This window comes from Acetobacter cerevisiae, from assembly GCF_001580535.1.
Taxonomy (GTDB): domain Bacteria; phylum Pseudomonadota; class Alphaproteobacteria; order Acetobacterales; family Acetobacteraceae; genus Acetobacter; species Acetobacter cerevisiae.
This window is the reverse complement of record NZ_LHZA01000141.1, coordinates 17,920-35,692: the sequence shown is the minus strand read 5'-3', so window position 1 is coordinate 35,692 and position 17,773 is coordinate 17,920. Positions and strand designations below refer to the sequence as shown.

Here is a 17,773-nt window from a genome sequence, read left to right as displayed (position 1 = left end):
GTTTTTTTGCCTGAGATCGCTATCCCGTCGGCGGACGCACAGGCGCCTCTCTCCAGAAGTTAACCGCGCAGGGTCCTTTTGCCTGAGAGTTTCCGGGGCGGTTGCTCCTTCGGCGCCGGTGCAGGACCGGTCTCTCCCTCTGCGCGGTTAGAACCGTGACATCATTGCGTTAGCAAGTCAATCAAGGTTCCCGTGAGTCTCTGGTAATGTTTTACGCCTTATCCGCAGGCAGGTGCTTTGCGATATAGGGCGGCAGATTGAACGCACCGACGTGGATTTCCGGCGTCCAGTACTGGGTTTTTCCCAAAATACCGGCTGCTTCAGCACGGGCGCGCACCGCAGCCACATCCTGCCCTGCAGGGCTTTTGCCCTTGGAGGCGATGCCCAGCGTCATGAATCCGCCAACGTAGGTCGGCACAGCCGCCACATAAGCCGACACGTGCGGGAAGAATTTCGCGCGGCGCAGGCTGGTTTCATGCAGTTCATCCGCCTGCATGAAGGGCACGCCACACTGGTTGACGATCAGCCCTTCCGCCGTCAGCACACGGGCGCAATGTTCATAGAACGAGTCTGTAAACAGGACTTCGCCCACGCCAATCGGGTCGGTGCTATCAACGATAATGGCATCAAATGACGCATCCGCTGCACGGGTTACGTAGTCGATTCCATCGCCCACAATCACCTCAGCGCGCGGGTCATTCCACGCATCACCGGCAATATTGGGCAGGTATTTTTTGGAAAGTTCGATGACGGCGCCATCAATTTCCACCATCACGGCTTTTTCTACGCCCGGATGTTCCAGCACCCGGCGCAGCACGCCACCATCACCCGCGCCAATAATCAGCACATTGCGGGGTGCTGCATGCGTGAACAGCGGCACGTGAGTGAGCATTTCCTGATAAACGAATTCATCGCCTTCAGTAATCTGCACGACCCCATCCAGCAGCAGCACGCGCCCGTGCGACTCGCTTTCAAACACCACAATGTCCTGAAACGGGCTGGTGGTGCGGGCAAGTTCCTGTTTGACACGGAAGCGCTGGCCCCAGTTGTCATACAGGGTTTCTTCAATCCATTGATCGGCCATAATTTTTTTAAAGTCCTGATTCAGCGGTCAGGGGCCAGAACATCTGCTCTGGCCCCTGCCGGAAAAACACATCACACAGACAGGGCTGTGCCGTGTTTACAGGGCGACGCGTCCGCGACGCTGTTCATCCACTTCCAGACGCTTGGCCTGAAACAGGCGCTGCATCACGGGAATCGCCAGATTGGGGTCACAGGCCCCGCACATGAAGATATCCACGGCCGCGAAGTCACGCTCCGGCCATGTGTGGATGGAAATATGGCTTTCGGCCAGCACAACCACGCCAGACACGCCACCATTAGGCGTGAAGTGGTGAAAATGGCTGTGCAGAATGGTCGCACCTGCAGCAAGCGCTGCTTCACACAGGGTGCGGTCGATCTTTTCAGGATCGTCCAGATTTGTGGCATCCCACAAATCAACCAGCAGGTGTGTACCTGCAAACTTCTCGCCATCTTTTACGACGAAGTAATCCTTGCGATCATCGTCAGACGAGACCGGAACAGAAATTGCCTGGTTATTGCTCGGGTGTTCCGAGACCATCCCCAGTTGAGCAAGTGCGTTCATCGACGTACCCCCAAACCAGTAGATAGCCTGTTGGGCGGGATCGCCCCCTTGGGCCAAGAGCGCGAGTAACTAAGGACTCGTGCCCCCCATGACAAGCTTTATCTCGTTCACATCCTATTTTTTTCTAAAAACCGTCACAAAACGGCCCGAGCCCTTCTCAATGCGCAGGGCTATGGGGCTTGATGCTCCGTATCTGCATAGCAAACAAAGCATTCTGCTCCCGGCCCAGCGTGCGGCCTGCCAGCCAGCCCTTAAGGCGCAGAAGCGTTTCCGAATCCCCCGCCGCCGCGGCATCGGTCGCCAGACGCAGGGCCAGAGCGCGTTGCGGTTCCGTCAGAACGCCTTCTTCCGGCAAGCCGCGCGTGGCCAGACGGCCAATGACGAGCACCGCCTCCGGCCAGCGCTTTTCGGACTCATACAGTTTTCCGCGCAGATCCAGCCCGGCATCGGTTTCATCCTGCGCCAGCAGTGTCAGGGCTTTGGCAGTGTCTCCGCTTTCAGCCGCCAGACGGGCGGCGTCATAGGCGCGCTGTGTGGCTAGATCATCCGGCATGGCGGGGGCTGTGGCACGCTCAAGCGCCCTTTGCACAAGTGCGGGGCGGTGCGCCTGTAACCCGGCTTGCGCCACCAGATCTTCCGCCTCAGTCCGCGCGACCGGGTCCGCCAGCATGGCAGCAGCCTGAGCAAACGCGGTTGCCGCGGCATCAGGCTGCCCGGCCTCCAACAACTGGCGGCCATACCCAAGCAGCAGCTTCGCCTTTCCGGCCCCATCCTCCACAAACCGCAAATGAGACGCCACCAGCGCAAAACGGGCAGTCGCACTCAAAGGTGCGGAGTTTGCGGCTGGTGCGGTGACCGCCTTTGAGGCCGCCTCTGGAAAAATCATCGCCTTCAAGGCAGCCTGATACGCCGCAGCCAGCACATCCTGCGGGGCATCCGGCCCGGCGTGCACGCTATCCAACACTGCCAGCGCTGCCTGTGGCTGGCCAGCCAGCGTCAACGCATGGGCCTGCCCCAGCCTGATGGTGGCTTTGGGTCCGGCTGGGAGCGCTGCGGGCTGGCCATCATTATCCAGTAATTTCCCGTAGGCTTCCGCCGCCATAGTGGGGGCAATCATGTCCTTATCCAGCATCAATGCCACAAGTGCTGCACGGGCATAGGCGGTGGTCTGGATGGACGAGGAGGCTGTCAGATTTTCCAGCGCCACACGGGCGGTTTCCGTCTGCCCTGCCCGTGCCTCTAGCAACGCCCTTGCGAGATCATAGGCCGTATCATCCGGCAGTGTTCCCAGCAGATTGACGGCGGCCTCATCCCCAAACCGCACGACATAGGTGGCGACCTGCGGCAGAATCAGCGCACGCACCGGGGCCGGGTAAGCCTGTAACTGTGCAAATCCGGCTGAAAGCAGAATCGAGGTGTTCCGGCTGTTCTGGCCTGTTTGCATCAGATACAGGCCGCGCCAGACGCGCGTGGCCGGAGCATCCCCAAACTGAGCGCCATTCAGAGGCTGCGCCTGCCAGATGCGGCCCGTCAGCAGAGAGGCTGCCGCCTGTAGAAATGTTTGGGCTGTTTGTATCTTCTCATCCGCCGCAGCCTCACCTTGCGGGGCCGCTTCCTCCAGACTTTTCAAAGCCTGCCAGGGCTGGCCCGCAGCAAACGCGGCCTGTGCCGCCGCCAGACGTGTAGAGGGCTTAGAGCCATTTCCGGCATGAGAGAGACCAAGCCAGTCCCAATCCTGCCCGTGAGGATCTGTTTGTGCGGTATCAGGCGCTTGCCCCACAGGCAGCGGATGCAGAGCAACGGCATCCAGCACCGCTCCCTCCGCCGTGCTGCGCAACGTGATCTGTCTGGAATCGGCTGTAATCACCACGCCTTCCAGCGATGGCCGCACGCCATAGCCCACGCCCTGCCGCCCCTGCGCTACGCCACCACTCGCAACACGAGAGGGCGCAATCAGCAAGCGGCCACCGGATGCCGGATCAGGCAATGCAATAATCCGCCCCGGCTGCTTCTGCGGAAAAAGCACCGCGCCCGGCCTGAATACCTGAGCCACATGAGAGGTCATGCCGGACGAGGAGCCGGACCGGGCCGATGCATCGCCCTGCAAAACCCATCCATCAGACTGGTGCGACAGAGAAAGCTGCGGGTGGGAGGGCAAATGCAGGCGGATGAGGGTAGCCGTATCCAGCACCGTGACATCCAGACTGGAAAACAGGCCATTGCCGCCGGAAGCATGCGCCAAAGCGGGAACGGGACGGTCTGCCACCACCACAAAATCCGGCCCGGACCAGAACGCGGCAACACCAGTTTGCGCATCAAACGGCAAAAACAGACTGGCGTGAGAGGCATCACCCTCTTGCGCGGTCAGCCCGTCATGCAACACCGGCTGAACCGGAACAGCATGCAGACCATCTACCCCGCCGGGCGCAGCAAATACGGCGCGGGGCGCAAGAAGCCCTGCCTGCGGTGCAAGACCCTGCGTCAGTACAAGGCAGGCGGCAATCCTGCGCATCCTTCTGTTTCCCGGCACGCGCTTTTCAACACCCCCTGCATAATCCGCCAGCGAGGCGTGACATGGCTCTTTTTTTGCATCATTCCTTCAGCCTGACAAAGAGCAAAGAGGATCGTCCTGAAAAACAGGGACAATGCCGTACAGTTGCCTTTATTGGCTTTGACTATTTTTTGCAGGAGGCTTTCATGAAACGTATTTTTTCCGCACTTTGCCTTATTACCCCGCTGATGCTCACAAGCTGCGCGGGCGGGCATTACCACCATCACCACGACCACGGCCCGCGCCCGGACTGGGACCACCATGACCATGACCATCGGCCGCCGCCGCGCCCCATGCTGCGCTAACAGCATTTAACGGCGCAACAGCATCCGGGCGAGGGTCTCCTCCCTCGCCCGGGCTTGCGCCAAAGCATCAGCCGGGGAAAACTACCCCGACCACACGCCGCACCGGGTGGGAATGTGCTGACCTTTAGCCTGTGAGTTTTTATGCTGGACCGCATTACAAGCATGCAGGTTTTTGTAAAAGTTGTTGCAACCGGCAGCTTTACCGGAGCAGGCCGCGCCCTCTCCCTCTCCCAGACCATGGTGACCAAGCACATCAATGCGCTGGAAACGCGGCTGGGCAGCACGCTTTTTCATAGAAGTACGCGCAAGCTCTCCCTGACGGAAGCCGGACGCCTGTTTCTGGATGGCTGCCAGAAAATTCTGCCAGAACTGGAAGAGATCGAGCAAACCGTCACCGAGCAGCGGCGTGAACCACGTGGCCGCCTGCGGCTGAATGCGCCGGTTTCCTTCGCCATCCGCTATGTGGCCCCGCTCCTGCCGGAATTCAGCCGCCTGTATCCGCTGGTAACAGTTGAACTGGGCGTGAATGATCGCACGGTGGATCTGATTGAAGAAGGGTGGGACCTGACCCTGCGGATCCGCTCACTCACCCCCAGCAGCCTGCGCGTGCGTAAGCTGGCCGATATCCGCATGGTTGTCTGTGCCGCGCCGGCTTATCTGGAGCGGGCCGGAACGCCCGCCACACTTGCTGAACTGAACTAGCATGCCTGTCTGGGCTATACGCTGGGCGAGACCACAGCCAGCGCCTCACGCTGGAACTTTGGAGAGCATGGCGAACACGCCGTGACCATTTCCGGCCCGCTCTGCGCCAATAATGGGGATGTGCTGCGTGAGGCCGCCATTGCGGGCCAGGGGATCGTCTATCAGCCCACCTTTATTGTAGCCGATGCCCTGAAGACCGGAAGCCTGAAAACCCTGACACTGGACGTGCCCCCAACGCCGGGACCGCCGCTGCACGCGGTTTACGCGCCCGGCCTGACGACGCCGCTAAAAGTGCGGGCCATGATTGATTTTCTGGCAGCCCACTACGGCCCGGTGCCGCCGTGGGACAAGGAAATCCCCTGAGCCAATAAACACACTACGGCTAAAGCATGTTTTGCAACACTGCTTTATAGCATTCGGAAAATCAGGATTTTCTGGAAAGAAAAAGCAATGGTGAGCCGGGAGGGACTCGAACCCTCGACCATTCGATTAAAAGTCGAATGCTCTACCAACTGAGCTACCGGCTCACACCATTGGTTCACAAACTATCGCGGCAGCGTGAGCTGCGGGACGTGTTTGCTGGAGGCTGTCTAAACGGATCATTCCTATTGTGTCAAGCGATGAGACCCCATTCTGGCGAGAAAATAGGATTTTTCCTCTCATTTCCGCTCCGGAAGCCATGCTTTGGCCCTGTTGACCACCCTATGCAGCCATACATGCGCGGGCCATTTTGGCGGCTCCCCAACCTGAAACAACCCGCAAAAAGAGCCCTCTGAGTGCGGGCATCCGGCCACGCAAGAGCACATAAAAAAACGCGACCTCCGGAGAGGCCGCGCTTTTCAGACATCAGAAACAAGGTTCTGAAATCAGGCGTTTTCAGCAGAAGCCGGACGCATGCTTTTGATCCGGTCGGGATCTTTCACCATGCCGGAGCCACCGGAACCGCGCTTGATTTTGTCGATATGTTCCATGCCTTCAATCACATCGCCCACAATGGTGTACTGGCCATCCAGATGCGGGGAGGGTTCGAACATGATGAAGAACTGGCTGTTGGCGCTGTTCGGGTCAGACGTACGGGCCATCCCCAGCGTGCCGCGCTGGAATTTAGCCTCCCGCGTGAACTCAGCCTTCAGGTCCGGCAGTTCGCTGCCGCCCATGCCCGTGCCCGTCGGGTCACCAGCCTGTGCCATGAAACCGGAAATAACGCGGTGGAACGGCACGTTATCGTAAAAGCCCTGAGCAGACAGCGTACGGATACGCTCAGCCGCGAGAGGAGCAATGTCCGGACGCAGGCGGATGACCACGCGGCCTTCGGGGACATCCATATAAATCAGATCGTTTTTATCTGTGTCGGCAGTCATAAAACTTCTCCTTGAACACTTTGGTAACAGTGCCTGAGGCCCTGTTACCCCGCAGCCCGCGCCTTAAGCCGGGCGAGCAGGCGTTTTTGGGTGCCGGGGGTCACAAATTCGGAAATATCCCCGTGATACCCGGCAATTTCTTTCACAAGACGTGACGAAATAAACTGTGTTCGTTCAGACGCCATGAGAAAAACGGTTTCAATGCCCGGAGCCAGACGGCGGTTTACGCCGGACATCTGAATTTCATAGTCAAAATCCGTCAGCACCCGCAGGCCCCGGAAAATGAGGGACGCGCCATGCGCCTTCACTGCTTCCACCAGCAGGGAATCAAAGGAGACCACTTTCAGATCTCCCCCCACCCGTTCAGCAATAGCCGGCAGGGCTTCTTCTACACACGCCACCCGCTCTTCCAGCGGCATGAGCGGATTCTTGCCCGGATTTTTCGCAACGCCAATCACCAGACGATCAACCAGCCGGGCTGCACGCTCGATCACGTCCAGATGCCCGGTGGTCACGGGGTCAAACGTCCCCGCGTAAAAGCCTATGCGCCGAGGGGTGGCACATACGCCCTCACTCATGCGTCGTCACCGGATGGTGCGCTGCCTTCCCCTGCGGGGCCAGCCTGCGGCGCTTCACCAGCTGCCGGGGCGGAAGCGGTCCCCTCGACAACCTCAACATCGCCCTCTTCTTCATCATCCATCACCGGGAAGACGCTGGTAACGCGCTCATCCTCATTCAGGCGGAACAGCGTGACACCGCTCGCCTGACGGGACATGACACGCACCTGATCAACCGGCACACGGATCAGGCGGCCAGCATCCGTCACCAGCATGACGTCCGTGCCATCCAGCACCTGCAAGGTTGCCGCCACTTCCGTCCCGCGCTTGTTGGCAGAGAAGGTCATGTTGGTAATGCCCTGTCCGCCACGCCCGCTTACGCGGTAATCATACGCGGAAGACCGGCGACCAAACCCGCCATCGCTTACTACCAGCAGAATTTCTTCCGCAGATTCGAGCTGAGCGAAGCGTTCGGGCGTCAGCAGTTCCGTGCCGGATGCGACTTCATCCTCATCCGTCGCAACGACTGCATTTTCAGACTCATCCTCACCCTCGGCAGCACTTTCAGCGCGGCGTTTGGCGTTGGCCATCCGTAGGTAAGCCGAGCGTTCTTCCACCGTGGCCTCAACATGGTTGAGGACTGCGAGGCTGATCACTTCATCCCCTTCCGCCAGACGGATACCGCGCACGCCGGAAGACCCACGGCCCGCGAACACACGCAGCGTCTCGTCCGTAATCTGGAAGCGGATGCAGCGCGCCTTGCGGGTGGCCAGGAACACATCCTGCCCTTCCCGACAGGTGGCAACACCAATCAGACTATCGCCTTCATCCAGCTTCATGGCGATGAGGCCGGAAGAGCGGATGTTGCGGAAATCGCTCAGGCGGTTACGGCGCACGCCACCGCTTGCCGTTGCAAAGACGAGGTGCAGGGATTCCCACAGTTCCTCATCATGCGGCAGCGGCAGCACAGCCGTAATGCTGTCCGAACCGAGGTCCGGCAGCAGGTTGACCAGCGCACGGCCCTTGGCGGTCGGGCTGGCTTCCGGCAGACGCCAGACCTTTTCCCGATACGCCTTGCCGCCAGAGGAGAAGAACATCACCCACTGGTGCGTATGCGCATTGAAGGAGCGGACCAGAATATCATCACCGCGCGTCCCGGCCCCGGTGCGGCCACGGCCACCCCGGTTCTGGGCGCGATACACATCCAGCGGGGTACGCTTGATGAAGCCTTCCCGCGTGATGGTGACAACCATCTGGCCGGGTTCGATCAGGCTTTCATCATCCTGATCCCCGGCATAATCGGAAATTTCGGTCGCGCGCGGGGTGGCCAGCTCGGCACGAGCCGCCATCATTTCCTCACGCAGCACTTCCATACGGCGGATGTGGCTACCGATGATTTCCAGCAGTTCATTGATGCGGACAGCAACGTCAGACAGTTCGCCCTGAATCTTGTCACGCTCAAGCCCGGTCAGGCGCTGCAGGCGCAATTCCAGAATACCGCGGGCCTGCGCTTCCGTCAGGCGGACTTTACCATCAATAATCTGGTTGCCGTCATCATGAATCAGCGCGAGCAGCGGCGCGACATCGCCGGCATCCCAGCTTGCTGCCATTAGCGATTCACGCGCCGTGGCGGCATCCGGGGCAGCACGGATCAGTGCAATCACCGCATCAATATTGGCGACCGCAATCACCAGACCGACGAGGATATGCCCGCGATCCCGCGCCTTGTTCAGTTCAAAGCGGGAGCGGCGCAGAATGACTTCTTCACGGAAGGCGATAAACGCCTCAAGAACATCCTTCAGGCCCATCAGGCGCGGCTTGCCGCCATCCAGCGCCAGCATGTTCACACCAAAGGAGGTCTGGAGCTGGGTGAAGCGATAAAGCTGGTTCAGCACCACTTCCGGCGTGGCATCACGCTTGATTTCAATGACCACACGCATCCCGGAGCGGTCAGATTCATCGCGGATGTCGGAAATGCCTTCAATCTGCTTGTTGCGCACCAGATCGGCAATGCGCTCCTGCAGGGTGGCCTTGTTCACCTGATACGGGATTTCCGTCACCACAATGGCTTTGCGGTCCTTACGGATTTCCTCAACCTCGGCACGGGCGCGGATAATGACCGCACCACGGCCCGTGGCGAACGCGCTGCGAATCCCGGCGCGCCCCAGAATGATGCCGCCGGTCGGGAAGTCCGGTCCCGGCACGTGCTCCATCAGCTCTTCAAGCTCCATCTCGGGCTTTTCGATCAGCGCGAGCGTGGCATCAATCACTTCCGACGGGTTATGCGGCGGAATGTTGGTGGCCATACCCACGGCGATACCGGTGGCGCCGTTGATGAGCAGGTTAGGGAAAGCGGCGGGCAGAACCGTTGGCTCATGCTCGCTTTCATCATAGTTCGGCTGGAAATCGACCGTGTCACGGTCAATGTCATTCAGCAGGAAGGTCGCGGCCTTGGCCAGACGCGCTTCCGTATAACGCATGGCCGCCGGGCTGTCCCCGTCGACGGAGCCAAAGTTCCCCTGCCCGTCAATCAGCTTGACGCGCATGGACCAGGACTGCGCCATACGCACCATGGCGTCATAAATAGAGGCGTCACCATGCGGATGGTATTTACCCATCACTTCACCGACCGCACGGGCCGATTTGCGATAGGCTTTATCGTGCGTAAAGCCGCTTTCGTGCATGGCATACAAAATGCGCCGATGCACGGGTTTCAGACCATCACGCACATCCGGCAAGGCGCGGCTGACAATCACCGACATCGCATACGCGAGGTAGGAGGAACGCATTTCCTCCTCAATGGTGACGGGGAGAAGGTCAGAAGGTACCGGCGATCCCGGCTGGTCAGAAATCTCGGTCAAGGTCCATCCGTCTTGTCATGGCCGCGCACCCTGCCCAAACGCGGGGCACGCCTTAGAATTACTTGAGGGCAAACAGGCTGTTTCCCCTGTGTTTTTCTTCTAGCACACAAAGGCCGAGGCACCTAGGGCCGCGCTCCGGGCTTGTTTTCCGCCTGCGGCCCCGTCATCCTGCCTTTGACTGGCTTTTATACTGCCTACAGGAGATTTTTATGCGCCTTCTTCTTGCCCTGCTGCTGCCCTGGCTTCAGTTCTTCACCATCGGGCGGCCTTTTGCCGGCATCATCTGCCTGATCCTGCAGATTACGGTTATTGGCTGGATTCCAGCGGCCATCTGGTCCGTCTACGCGCTCAGCCAGTATAAGACCGACCAGAAGATTGCCCGGTCCCGCCGGTAACGCACGCCGCCTTCGGGCAAGCCGGATGCGAAAAAGGCCCGCCAGAGTGTGTCTCTGACGGGCCTTTTTGTAAGCACTCGGAACCGGGAAAACGGGATTTAACGCCCGCTCATAATCCGTTCGATGAGCTGTGCCACCGTTGGCACAAAGCCGTTGGCGTAGAACGGGTCTGTTGCAAAGCGCCACGCATTGGTGCCGCCAAACATCAGATTATGGTCCAGAACATCCGCCGCATCCGGCCCGCTGGCATGTGCCGCAGCCTGAAGCGTTTTCTGAATACAGAAGGACCGCGGATCCGCCTTGTGCCCGTTGCTGTAATCCGGCGCGCGCTGGCTCCAGTTGGAGAATTTGCACTCGGACAGACAGCCCATGCACGCAACCTGATCCGCGATGATTTCCCGCGCCCGGTCAGGCGTTACAAAAATCAGCGTGGAATCCGGGGTGCGCATGGCTTCCGTAAAGCCCTGAGCCTCCCAGCCGTGAATGCGCTGGAGATCTTCCTCCGTCACAAACACTTCGCGCTTACGCGCACCCACGCCATAAGACGCGGTATGAGCACCCAGCGCTTCCGGTGAGAACGCCACCTGCCGCTCTGAACGCCCGCGCAGTTCCTGCAGGAAGCTGTTGTTCACGGCAGAGGAGTAAAAGCCGGTCGGGGAGAAGCGGTTGAGATAGACGTCACCCTTTTTCAGGGTGAGCAGCCGGTCTTTCCACGCCTGCGGGATCGGGCTTTCCTGCGTCAGCAGCGGACGCGTGCCGAACTGGAACACAATCGGCCCCAGTTCCGGGTTCCCAATCCAGTCTTCCCATTCTTCCAGACACCAGACGCCACCCGCCATGATGATGGGGGTTTCATCCAGCCCGAAGCTGCGCATGAGTTTGCGCAGAGCCGCCACGCGGGGGTACGGGTCTTCCGGCTGTAGCGGATTTTCCGTGTTGGACAGACCGTTATGACCGCCAGCCCGCCAGGGATCTTCATAGACCACGCCGCCCAGCAGGTCGGACGTCTTGCTGTAGGCGCGCTTCCACAGAGCATTGAACGCCCGTGCGGAAGAGACGATGGGGTAATAGTAAACCCCATATTCCACAGCAATGTCAGAAAGCCGGTACGGCATACCCGCGCCACAGGTCACACCCTGGATCAGGCCTTTGGCCCCATCCAGAACACCTCTGATCACGCGTTCCGCAGACCCCATTTCCCACAGAATATTAGCGTGGATACGCCCACGGCCACCCGCGATGTCATGCGCAATCTGAGCCTGCGCAATGCCGCCACGAATGGCGTAGTCCACCAGCTCTTCATGCCGGTCCCGACGGGTCCGGCCGTGATAGATCTGCGGGACCGGGTTTCCGGCTGCATCGTAACTGTCCGCATTAACAATGGAGACCGTACCGGCCCCGCCCGCTGCAGCCCAAGCCCCGGCTGAAACGCCTGTTGAAACGGAAACCCCCTTGCCGCCTTCTACCAGCGGCAGGACGTCCACGCCCCCCATGCGAACTGCGTTGATCGCCTTCATATCTGTCCTATCGTGTTGTCTGGCAAGCGCCGATCTTATTCAGCATCCCGACGCGGAGCCCGCGCAGGCTTGGCGCCCACGGTTTCCGTGATGTCAGCACCGGTTTCCTGGTCAACAACGCGCATGGACAGCTTAACTTTGCCGCGGTCGTCAAACCCGATCACTTTCACCTTCACTTCGTCACCCTGCTTGACAACGTCAGTCGTCTTGCCAACGCGACCCTGCGTGAGTTCGGAAATGTGAACCAGACCGTCACGTGCGCCCATGAAGTTCACGAACGCGCCGAAGTCAGCCGTTTTAACAACCTTACCGTTGTAAACGCGGCCCAGTTCCGGCTCAGCCACAATGCCGTTGATGCGATCAATGGCTTTCTGAGCCTGATCGTCAGACATTGCAGCGATGGTGATGGTGCCATCATCTCCGATATCGACCTTCGCACCGGAGTATTCAACAATCTCACGAATAACTTTACCGCCAGAGCCGATCACATCGCGGATTTTTTCGCGCGGCACGGTCAGGGTGGTGATTTTCGGAGCTGTGGAGGACACGTCTGTGCGGCCTTCCGTCAGCGCCTTGCTCATTTCACCCAGAATGTGCAGGCGGCCATTGCGGGCCTGACCCAGAGCGATCTTCATGATTTCCGGCGTGATGGACGTAATCTTGATATCCATCTGCAGAGCGGTCACGCCCTGTTCGGTGCCAGCGACCTTGAAGTCCATGTCGCCGAGGTGATCTTCATCACCCAGAATGTCGGACAGAACGGCGAAGTCTTCGCCTTCCTTGATCAGACCCATGGCAATACCGGCCACCGGGCGCTTCAACGGCACACCAGCGTCCATCAGAGCCAGAGAGGACCCGCAGACGGTCGCCATGGAGGAAGAGCCGTTGCTTTCCGTGATTTCAGACACCACGCGCAGCGTATACGGGAATTCCTGACGGCTGGGCAGCAGCGGGTGGATAGCGCGCCATGCCAGCTTGCCATGCCCGATTTCACGACGGCCCGGGGAGCCAATACGACCGCACTCACCCACAGAGAAGGGAGGGAAGTTGTAGTGCAGCATGAAGTTGGTGCGATATTCGCCCTGCAGCGCATCAATCACCTGCTCATCCTGCCCGGTGCCCAGCGTGGTCACAACCAGCGCCTGCGTTTCACCACGCGTGAACAGGGAAGAGCCATGTGCACGCGGCAGAATGCCGACTTCAGACACAATCGGACGCACCGTGACCAGATCACGGCCGTCGATACGCATGCCGGTTTTCAGCACAGACGTACGAACCACGTCGGCTTCCAGATCCTTCAGCATCGGCTTGGCGGCATCCACGTCCAGCTCTTCTTCAGCCAGCTTGGCCAGAATCGCTTCCTTGGCGGCACCGATCTTTTCGTAACGTGCCGGCTTCTTCTTTTCCTTGTAAGCGTCAGCAATCAGCTTGCGGCCCACTTTGTCGATGCGGGTGCGGAGCTTCTGCGCTTCCTTGGAAACTTCCGGCAGGTCCCACGGTGCTTTTGCAGCGTGTTCAGCCAGAGAGATGATGGCTTCGATCACCGGCTGGAAGGCAGCATGACCAAAGGTCACGGCATCCAGCATCACGTCTTCAGACAGTTCAGACGCTTCGGATTCGACCATCAGCACGCCTTCTTCCGTGCCGGCGACGACCAGATCCAGATCCGCTTCAGCCATCTGCTCAAGGGTCGGGTTCAGGATGAACGCACCATCCTTAAAGCCAACGCGCGCAGCGCCAACCGGGCCGAAGAAGGGGATGCCGGACAGCGTCAGGGCTGCGGAACAGCCGATCAGAGCCGGGATGGACGGATCATTTTCCATATCGTGCGTCAGCACGGTGGCAATGACCTGCACCTCGTTGCGGAACCCTTCCGGGAACAGCGGGCGCAGCGGGCGGTCGATCAGACGAGATACGAGGGTTTCGTTCTCGGACGGACGCCCTTCACGCTTGAAGAAGCCACCGGGGATTTTACCCGCAGCGTAGGCTTTTTCCTGATAGTTGACGGTCAGCGGAAAGAAATCCTGACCCGGCTTGACTGATTTTGCACCGACAGCGGTACACAGCACAACGGTCTCACCATAGGTGACAACCACGGCGCCATCGGCCTGGCGAGCAATCTTGCCCGTTTCCAGCACCAGCGGACGACCGCCCCATTCGATTTCTTTACGGTAGTAATTGAACATACAGTTCTGCCTTACATTTTACTCAAGGCCACACGAACAGGCGGGGGGAGAACCGAAGGAGCGGACAGCGCCTCGGACGGCATGGTGACTGGTGGCAAAACCACCCAGGCGCCATGTGGTCGGAAACGCCGTGGCCCGCCGGGATCATGATCCCGCACTCAGACCTGTGGCCATTATTATTCAGACGCGAGGACCAGCATGGCCTCCGCGCGCAGGGCTATCATCACACAATAGCCCGAAAAAGGGAAAGGGTGCGGCTTGCGGCATCACCCGGCAACCGCACCCTTCACGCCTTCAACTCTGGTCTTAGCGACGCAGGCCGAGACGACCGATCAGCGTTTCGTAGCGGCTCTGGCTCTTACGACGCAGGTAGTCGAGCAGGCTGCGACGACGACCAACGAGGATCAGCAGACCACGGCGGGAATGGAAATCCTTCGCGTGGGTCTTCAGGTGCTCGGTCAGGTTAACAATGCGCTCGGTCAGAATTGCGACCTGAACTTCCGGTGACCCCGTGTCTGTGGGGGTCGTCTGGTATTCACTGATAACTGCCGTGCGGCGTTCTGCGGTAATCGACATCACTGTCTCCGTACAAAGAAGGTTCTAGAGAATCCGCACAGGACGCAGGAAGCCGTCTTCACGACGGCAAAGGCCCAGTACGCGCCCCCCTTCCATGGCCCGGATGGGTGCGTCCTCATTATCAATCTGAGGGAGACGATCCATCAGATCGACAAGGCTGAGCGCCTGTCCGTGCAACAAGGACACTGCTTCGTCTTTGGTCAGGGCCACCGCCGGGATGTCGGCCAGCGCGGTCGAGACCGGACGCAGCAGTTCCGGTGAGGCATGGGGGTTGTCGTCGTTTAGGACAATTTTGTCCAGAACAATCGCATCGGCCTCTGTAAAAGGCCCCACGCGCAGGCGGCGCAGCGCGGTTATATGGCCCACAGTGCCGCAGGCCAGCGCCACATCACGCGCCAGCGCGCGCATGTACACGCCCTTGCCGGATTCGACCTCAAAGATCGCAGTATCCGCATCGGGCCGTTCAATCAGCTCAAACCGGTCCACCCGTGCCGGGCGAGGCGGCAGTTCCGGCGCCCGACCTTCACGCGCCATGTCATAGGAGCGCTCCCCGGCCACCTTCAGTGCGGAGAACACGGGCGGGACCTGCATGATGTCCCCCGTCAGGGCCGGGAGAGCTGCACGCAGCTCATCATCCGTCGGGCGCACGTCAGACACTTCCGTCACGTTGCCATCGGCATCGTCACTGTCCCGCGCTTCCCCCAGCCTGAGCGTAAAGCGGTAGATTTTGGTGCCGTCCATAATGTACGGCACAGTTTTGGTGGCTGCACCAAAGGCCAGCGGCAGAAGGCCGGTCGCCAGCGGGTCCAGCGTGCCGCCGTGCCCGACTTTCTGCGCATCAAAAATCCGTTTGGCCCGACCCACCATCTGGGTGGATGTCACACCGGAAGGCTTGTCGATCACCAGCCAGCCATCCAGCGGGCGGCCGCGTCTGCGTCGCATGAAGAACTCCCGTCGTAAAATTCAGAAACCCGGCCAGAACACCGGTAAAGCATGGCTGCATCTAGCGGACCCGCTGCCCCGCCGCAATGGCTGGCCCGCTGCGCCCCGGGCCGCCTTATACCACACCCCTGTAAGCTCTTCCCTGAGAACATGGCCGCCACACCCCCGGGCAGGGCTGGTCAGCCCGGAGACCGTGCCCTAATGTCGCCACACATCATGACTGATCCTCACCCCCACGCAGCCCCTCCGCATCCAGCGCAAACGCCTGAAAAACCTGTCTGGACGCTGGAAGGGGACTCCTCTGCCCCTCGCCTAGTGCTGCGGGGCTCGTGGAGCGTGCAGGATGGCGGCATGGCCCCCTTCCCGCCTGACGGGCTGGCACAGGCGCAGAGCCACGGCACCCTGACGTTTGACAGTCAGGGCGTGAGCGGGTGGGATTCCGCCTTCATTGCCTTCCTGTGGGATGTGAAGCAAGCCGCAAGCCATGCCGGGTTGCAGTTTGACCCGCACGGCCTGCCCGCTTCCGCCCAGCGCCTGCTGGCCCTGCTGCCGGACGCCCCTGCCCCCAATAAGGCCGCAGACCGCAAGAAGCCTCCTCTGCTGGAGCGCGTGGGCGAGAAAAGCCTCAATGTGCTGAATGAAACCGGCACGGTGACGGAACTGGCGCTGGAAACGGCACAGGGTGCGTGCAAAACCCTGACGGGCAAAAGCGGGATGCGCCTGAAGGATCTGGCCACCGATATCTGGAATGCCGGCCCCTCCGCCCTGCTGATTGTGGGCGTGGTAAATTTTCTGGTTGGCGCCATTCTGGCGTTTGTCGGGCTGGTAGAACTGCGGCGTTTTGCAGCGGAAATCTACGTCGCCAATCTGGTGGGCATTGCCTGCGCGCGCGAAATTTCCGCCATCATGACCGCCATTGTCATGGCCGGCCGCACCGGCGGGGCCTATGCCGCGCGCATTTCGACCATGCTGGGGAATGAGGAAATTGACGCCCTGCAGGTGTTTGGCATTCCGGTGTCCAGCTACATCCTGCTGCCTTCCATTCTCTCCCTCGGGCTGATGATGCCGCTGCTGTATATCTACGGCACGCTCATTGCGATTTTCGGCGGGTTTGTCGTGTCCGTCAGCATGATGGACATCTCTCCCCTCGGCTATCTGAACACCACTTTTGAGGGTGTTTCCCTGACTGAGTTTGTGTTCGGCTTCGTCAAATCCTTCTTCTTCGCCAGCTTTATTGCGCTGGCTGCCTGCCGGGTGGGCCTGCGGGCCGGACGGAGTGCGGCGGATGTGGGGATTGCCGCAACGCGGGCCGTGGTGATTGGCATTGTGGGCGTCATCGCCATGGATGCCATCTTCGCCGTCATGGCCACCGTGCTGGGGATCTGAACATGAACGCAGCAGACACCATTATCTCAGTGCGGGATCTGGGCCTGTCCTTTGGCCCCAAGGTGATACAGCAGAATGTCTCCTTCGACCTTAAACGCGGTTCGATCTTTGCCGTCATGGGCGGTTCCGGCTGCGGGAAAAGCACCCTGCTGAAAAGCATGATCGGCCTTTTGCGCCCCACGGCCGGGCAGATTCTGGTCGGGCAGGAAGATTACTGGGCGCAGAACGACAAGCGCCGCACGGAAATCAACCATCGCTTTGGCGTGCTGTTCCAGAGTGCGGCCCTGTGGAGCTCCATGACGGTGGGCGAAAATGTCGCTCTGCCGATGGAAATGTTCACGCCCCTGCCGCCGGATGTCATCCGCCGTCTGGTGGAGCTCAAGCTGGGCTTTGTGGGCATGGAACAGGCGATTGACCTGATGCCCTCTGAAATTTCCGGCGGTATGCGCAAACGGGCCGGCCTTGCCCGCGCCATTGCTCTGGACCCGGATATTCTGTTTTTTGACGAACCCTCCGCCGGGCTCGACCCCATTACCTCCGCCCGGCTGGATGATCTGATCCTGACCCTGCGGGATGGGCTGGGGGCGACCATTGTGATTGTCAGCCACGAACTGCCAAGCCTGTTCGCCATTGCAGATGACGGCATTTTTCTGGATGCCAAAACCCACACACCCATTGCACGCGGGGCCCCCCGAGATTTGCGGGACCACTGCACCATTCCGGAAGTAATGGCTTTTATGAACCGTCAGGCGGAGATTTCCCCGACGGATGAGACGAAGGGCTGAACGT

Annotated in this window: 14 protein-coding genes, 1 tRNA gene, 1 pseudogene and 1 riboswitch; of the genes and pseudogenes, 5 read left to right on the top strand and 11 right to left on the bottom strand. The window is 60.0% G+C overall.

Going from position 1 to position 17,773, the window contains the following annotated elements; translation table 11 throughout:
- Positions 1-60: 60 nt before the first annotated feature.
- A riboswitch (glycine riboswitch) is annotated at positions 61-150 on the bottom strand.
- A 61-nt stretch (positions 151-211) separates the two neighbouring features.
- The 3 genes from speE to AD928_RS07165 form a co-directional block, all read right to left on the bottom strand.
- Positions 212-1,084 (bottom strand): polyamine aminopropyltransferase, encoded by an 873-nt coding sequence (speE, locus tag AD928_RS07175; RefSeq protein WP_061491712.1) that lies wholly within the window; start codon positions 1,082-1,084, stop codon positions 212-214.
- A gap of 96 nt (positions 1,085-1,180) precedes the next feature.
- On the bottom strand, positions 1,181-1,645 hold the full coding sequence (gene speD / locus AD928_RS07170; protein ID WP_025825026.1) for an adenosylmethionine decarboxylase: 465 nt from the start codon (positions 1,643-1,645) through the stop codon (positions 1,181-1,183).
- A gap of 157 nt (positions 1,646-1,802) precedes the next feature.
- Positions 1,803-4,157: a hypothetical protein gene (locus AD928_RS07165; RefSeq protein ID WP_062249425.1), complete on the bottom strand. Its 2,355-nt coding sequence runs from the start codon at positions 4,155-4,157 to the stop codon at positions 1,803-1,805.
- A 185-nt stretch (positions 4,158-4,342) separates the two neighbouring features.
- Between AD928_RS07165 and AD928_RS14770 the strand changes: the two genes are divergently transcribed.
- Complete coding sequence (locus tag AD928_RS14770; protein WP_156470136.1) at positions 4,343-4,501, top strand: hypothetical protein; 159 nt, start codon at positions 4,343-4,345, stop codon at positions 4,499-4,501.
- A gap of 141 nt (positions 4,502-4,642) precedes the next feature.
- Positions 4,643-5,566, top strand: a pseudogene (locus tag AD928_RS07155) (LysR substrate-binding domain-containing protein).
- An 88-nt stretch (positions 5,567-5,654) separates the two neighbouring features.
- Here the strand turns inward: AD928_RS07155 and AD928_RS07150 are convergent.
- The 4 genes from AD928_RS07150 to gyrA form a co-directional block, all read right to left on the bottom strand.
- A tRNA-Lys gene (locus AD928_RS07150) sits at positions 5,655-5,730 on the bottom strand.
- 339 nt (positions 5,731-6,069) lie between these two features.
- Entirely contained in the window at positions 6,070-6,564 is a 495-nt protein-coding gene (locus AD928_RS07145) for a peptidylprolyl isomerase (RefSeq protein WP_043549305.1), read from the bottom strand.
- Positions 6,565-6,608: 44 nt separating this feature from the next.
- Complete coding sequence (gene coaD, locus AD928_RS07140) at positions 6,609-7,142, bottom strand: pantetheine-phosphate adenylyltransferase (RefSeq protein WP_062249422.1); 534 nt, start codon at positions 7,140-7,142, stop codon at positions 6,609-6,611.
- Positions 7,139-9,982 carry a DNA gyrase subunit A gene (gene gyrA, locus AD928_RS07135; RefSeq protein WP_062249420.1) on the bottom strand — a complete coding sequence of 948 codons (2,844 nt, stop codon included), beginning with the start codon at positions 9,980-9,982 and terminating at the stop codon, positions 7,139-7,141. The genes coaD and gyrA overlap by 4 nt, the downstream gene beginning before the upstream one ends.
- A 209-nt stretch (positions 9,983-10,191) precedes the next feature.
- Between gyrA and AD928_RS07130 the strand changes: the two genes are divergently transcribed.
- Complete coding sequence (locus AD928_RS07130) at positions 10,192-10,377, top strand: YqaE/Pmp3 family membrane protein (RefSeq protein ID WP_043549307.1); 186 nt, start codon at positions 10,192-10,194, stop codon at positions 10,375-10,377.
- Between the two features lie 98 nt (positions 10,378-10,475).
- On the opposite strand, the gene AD928_RS07125 is transcribed toward AD928_RS07130, so the two are convergent.
- From AD928_RS07125 to truB, 4 genes are all read right to left on the bottom strand, one after another.
- Positions 10,476-11,894: an NAD(P)H-dependent flavin oxidoreductase gene (locus AD928_RS07125; protein WP_043549308.1), complete on the bottom strand. Its 1,419-nt coding sequence runs from the start codon at positions 11,892-11,894 to the stop codon at positions 10,476-10,478.
- A 35-nt stretch (positions 11,895-11,929) separates the two neighbouring features.
- Positions 11,930-14,080, bottom strand: coding sequence for a polyribonucleotide nucleotidyltransferase (gene pnp / locus AD928_RS07120; protein ID WP_062249418.1), 2,151 nt, complete (start codon positions 14,078-14,080; stop codon positions 11,930-11,932).
- A gap of 306 nt (positions 14,081-14,386) precedes the next feature.
- The gene (rpsO, locus tag AD928_RS07115; RefSeq protein ID WP_043549310.1) at positions 14,387-14,656 is read right to left on the bottom strand and encodes a 30S ribosomal protein S15; all 270 of its coding nucleotides are present in this window, start codon (positions 14,654-14,656) and stop codon (positions 14,387-14,389) included.
- A gap of 24 nt (positions 14,657-14,680) precedes the next feature.
- Positions 14,681-15,598 carry a tRNA pseudouridine(55) synthase TruB gene (gene truB, locus AD928_RS07110; protein WP_061502677.1) on the bottom strand — a complete coding sequence of 306 codons (918 nt, stop codon included), beginning with the start codon at positions 15,596-15,598 and terminating at the stop codon, positions 14,681-14,683.
- A gap of 216 nt (positions 15,599-15,814) precedes the next feature.
- On the opposite strand from truB, the gene AD928_RS07100 reads away from it, so the two are divergent.
- Positions 15,815-16,984: an ABC transporter permease gene (locus AD928_RS07100; protein ID WP_061502722.1), complete on the top strand. Its 1,170-nt coding sequence runs from the start codon at positions 15,815-15,817 to the stop codon at positions 16,982-16,984.
- A gap of 2 nt (positions 16,985-16,986) precedes the next feature.
- Positions 16,987-17,769, top strand: a complete 783-nt coding sequence (locus AD928_RS07095; protein ID WP_061490434.1) for an ABC transporter ATP-binding protein — start codon at positions 16,987-16,989, stop codon at positions 17,767-17,769.
- The last annotated feature ends 4 nt before the right edge of the window (positions 17,770-17,773 follow it).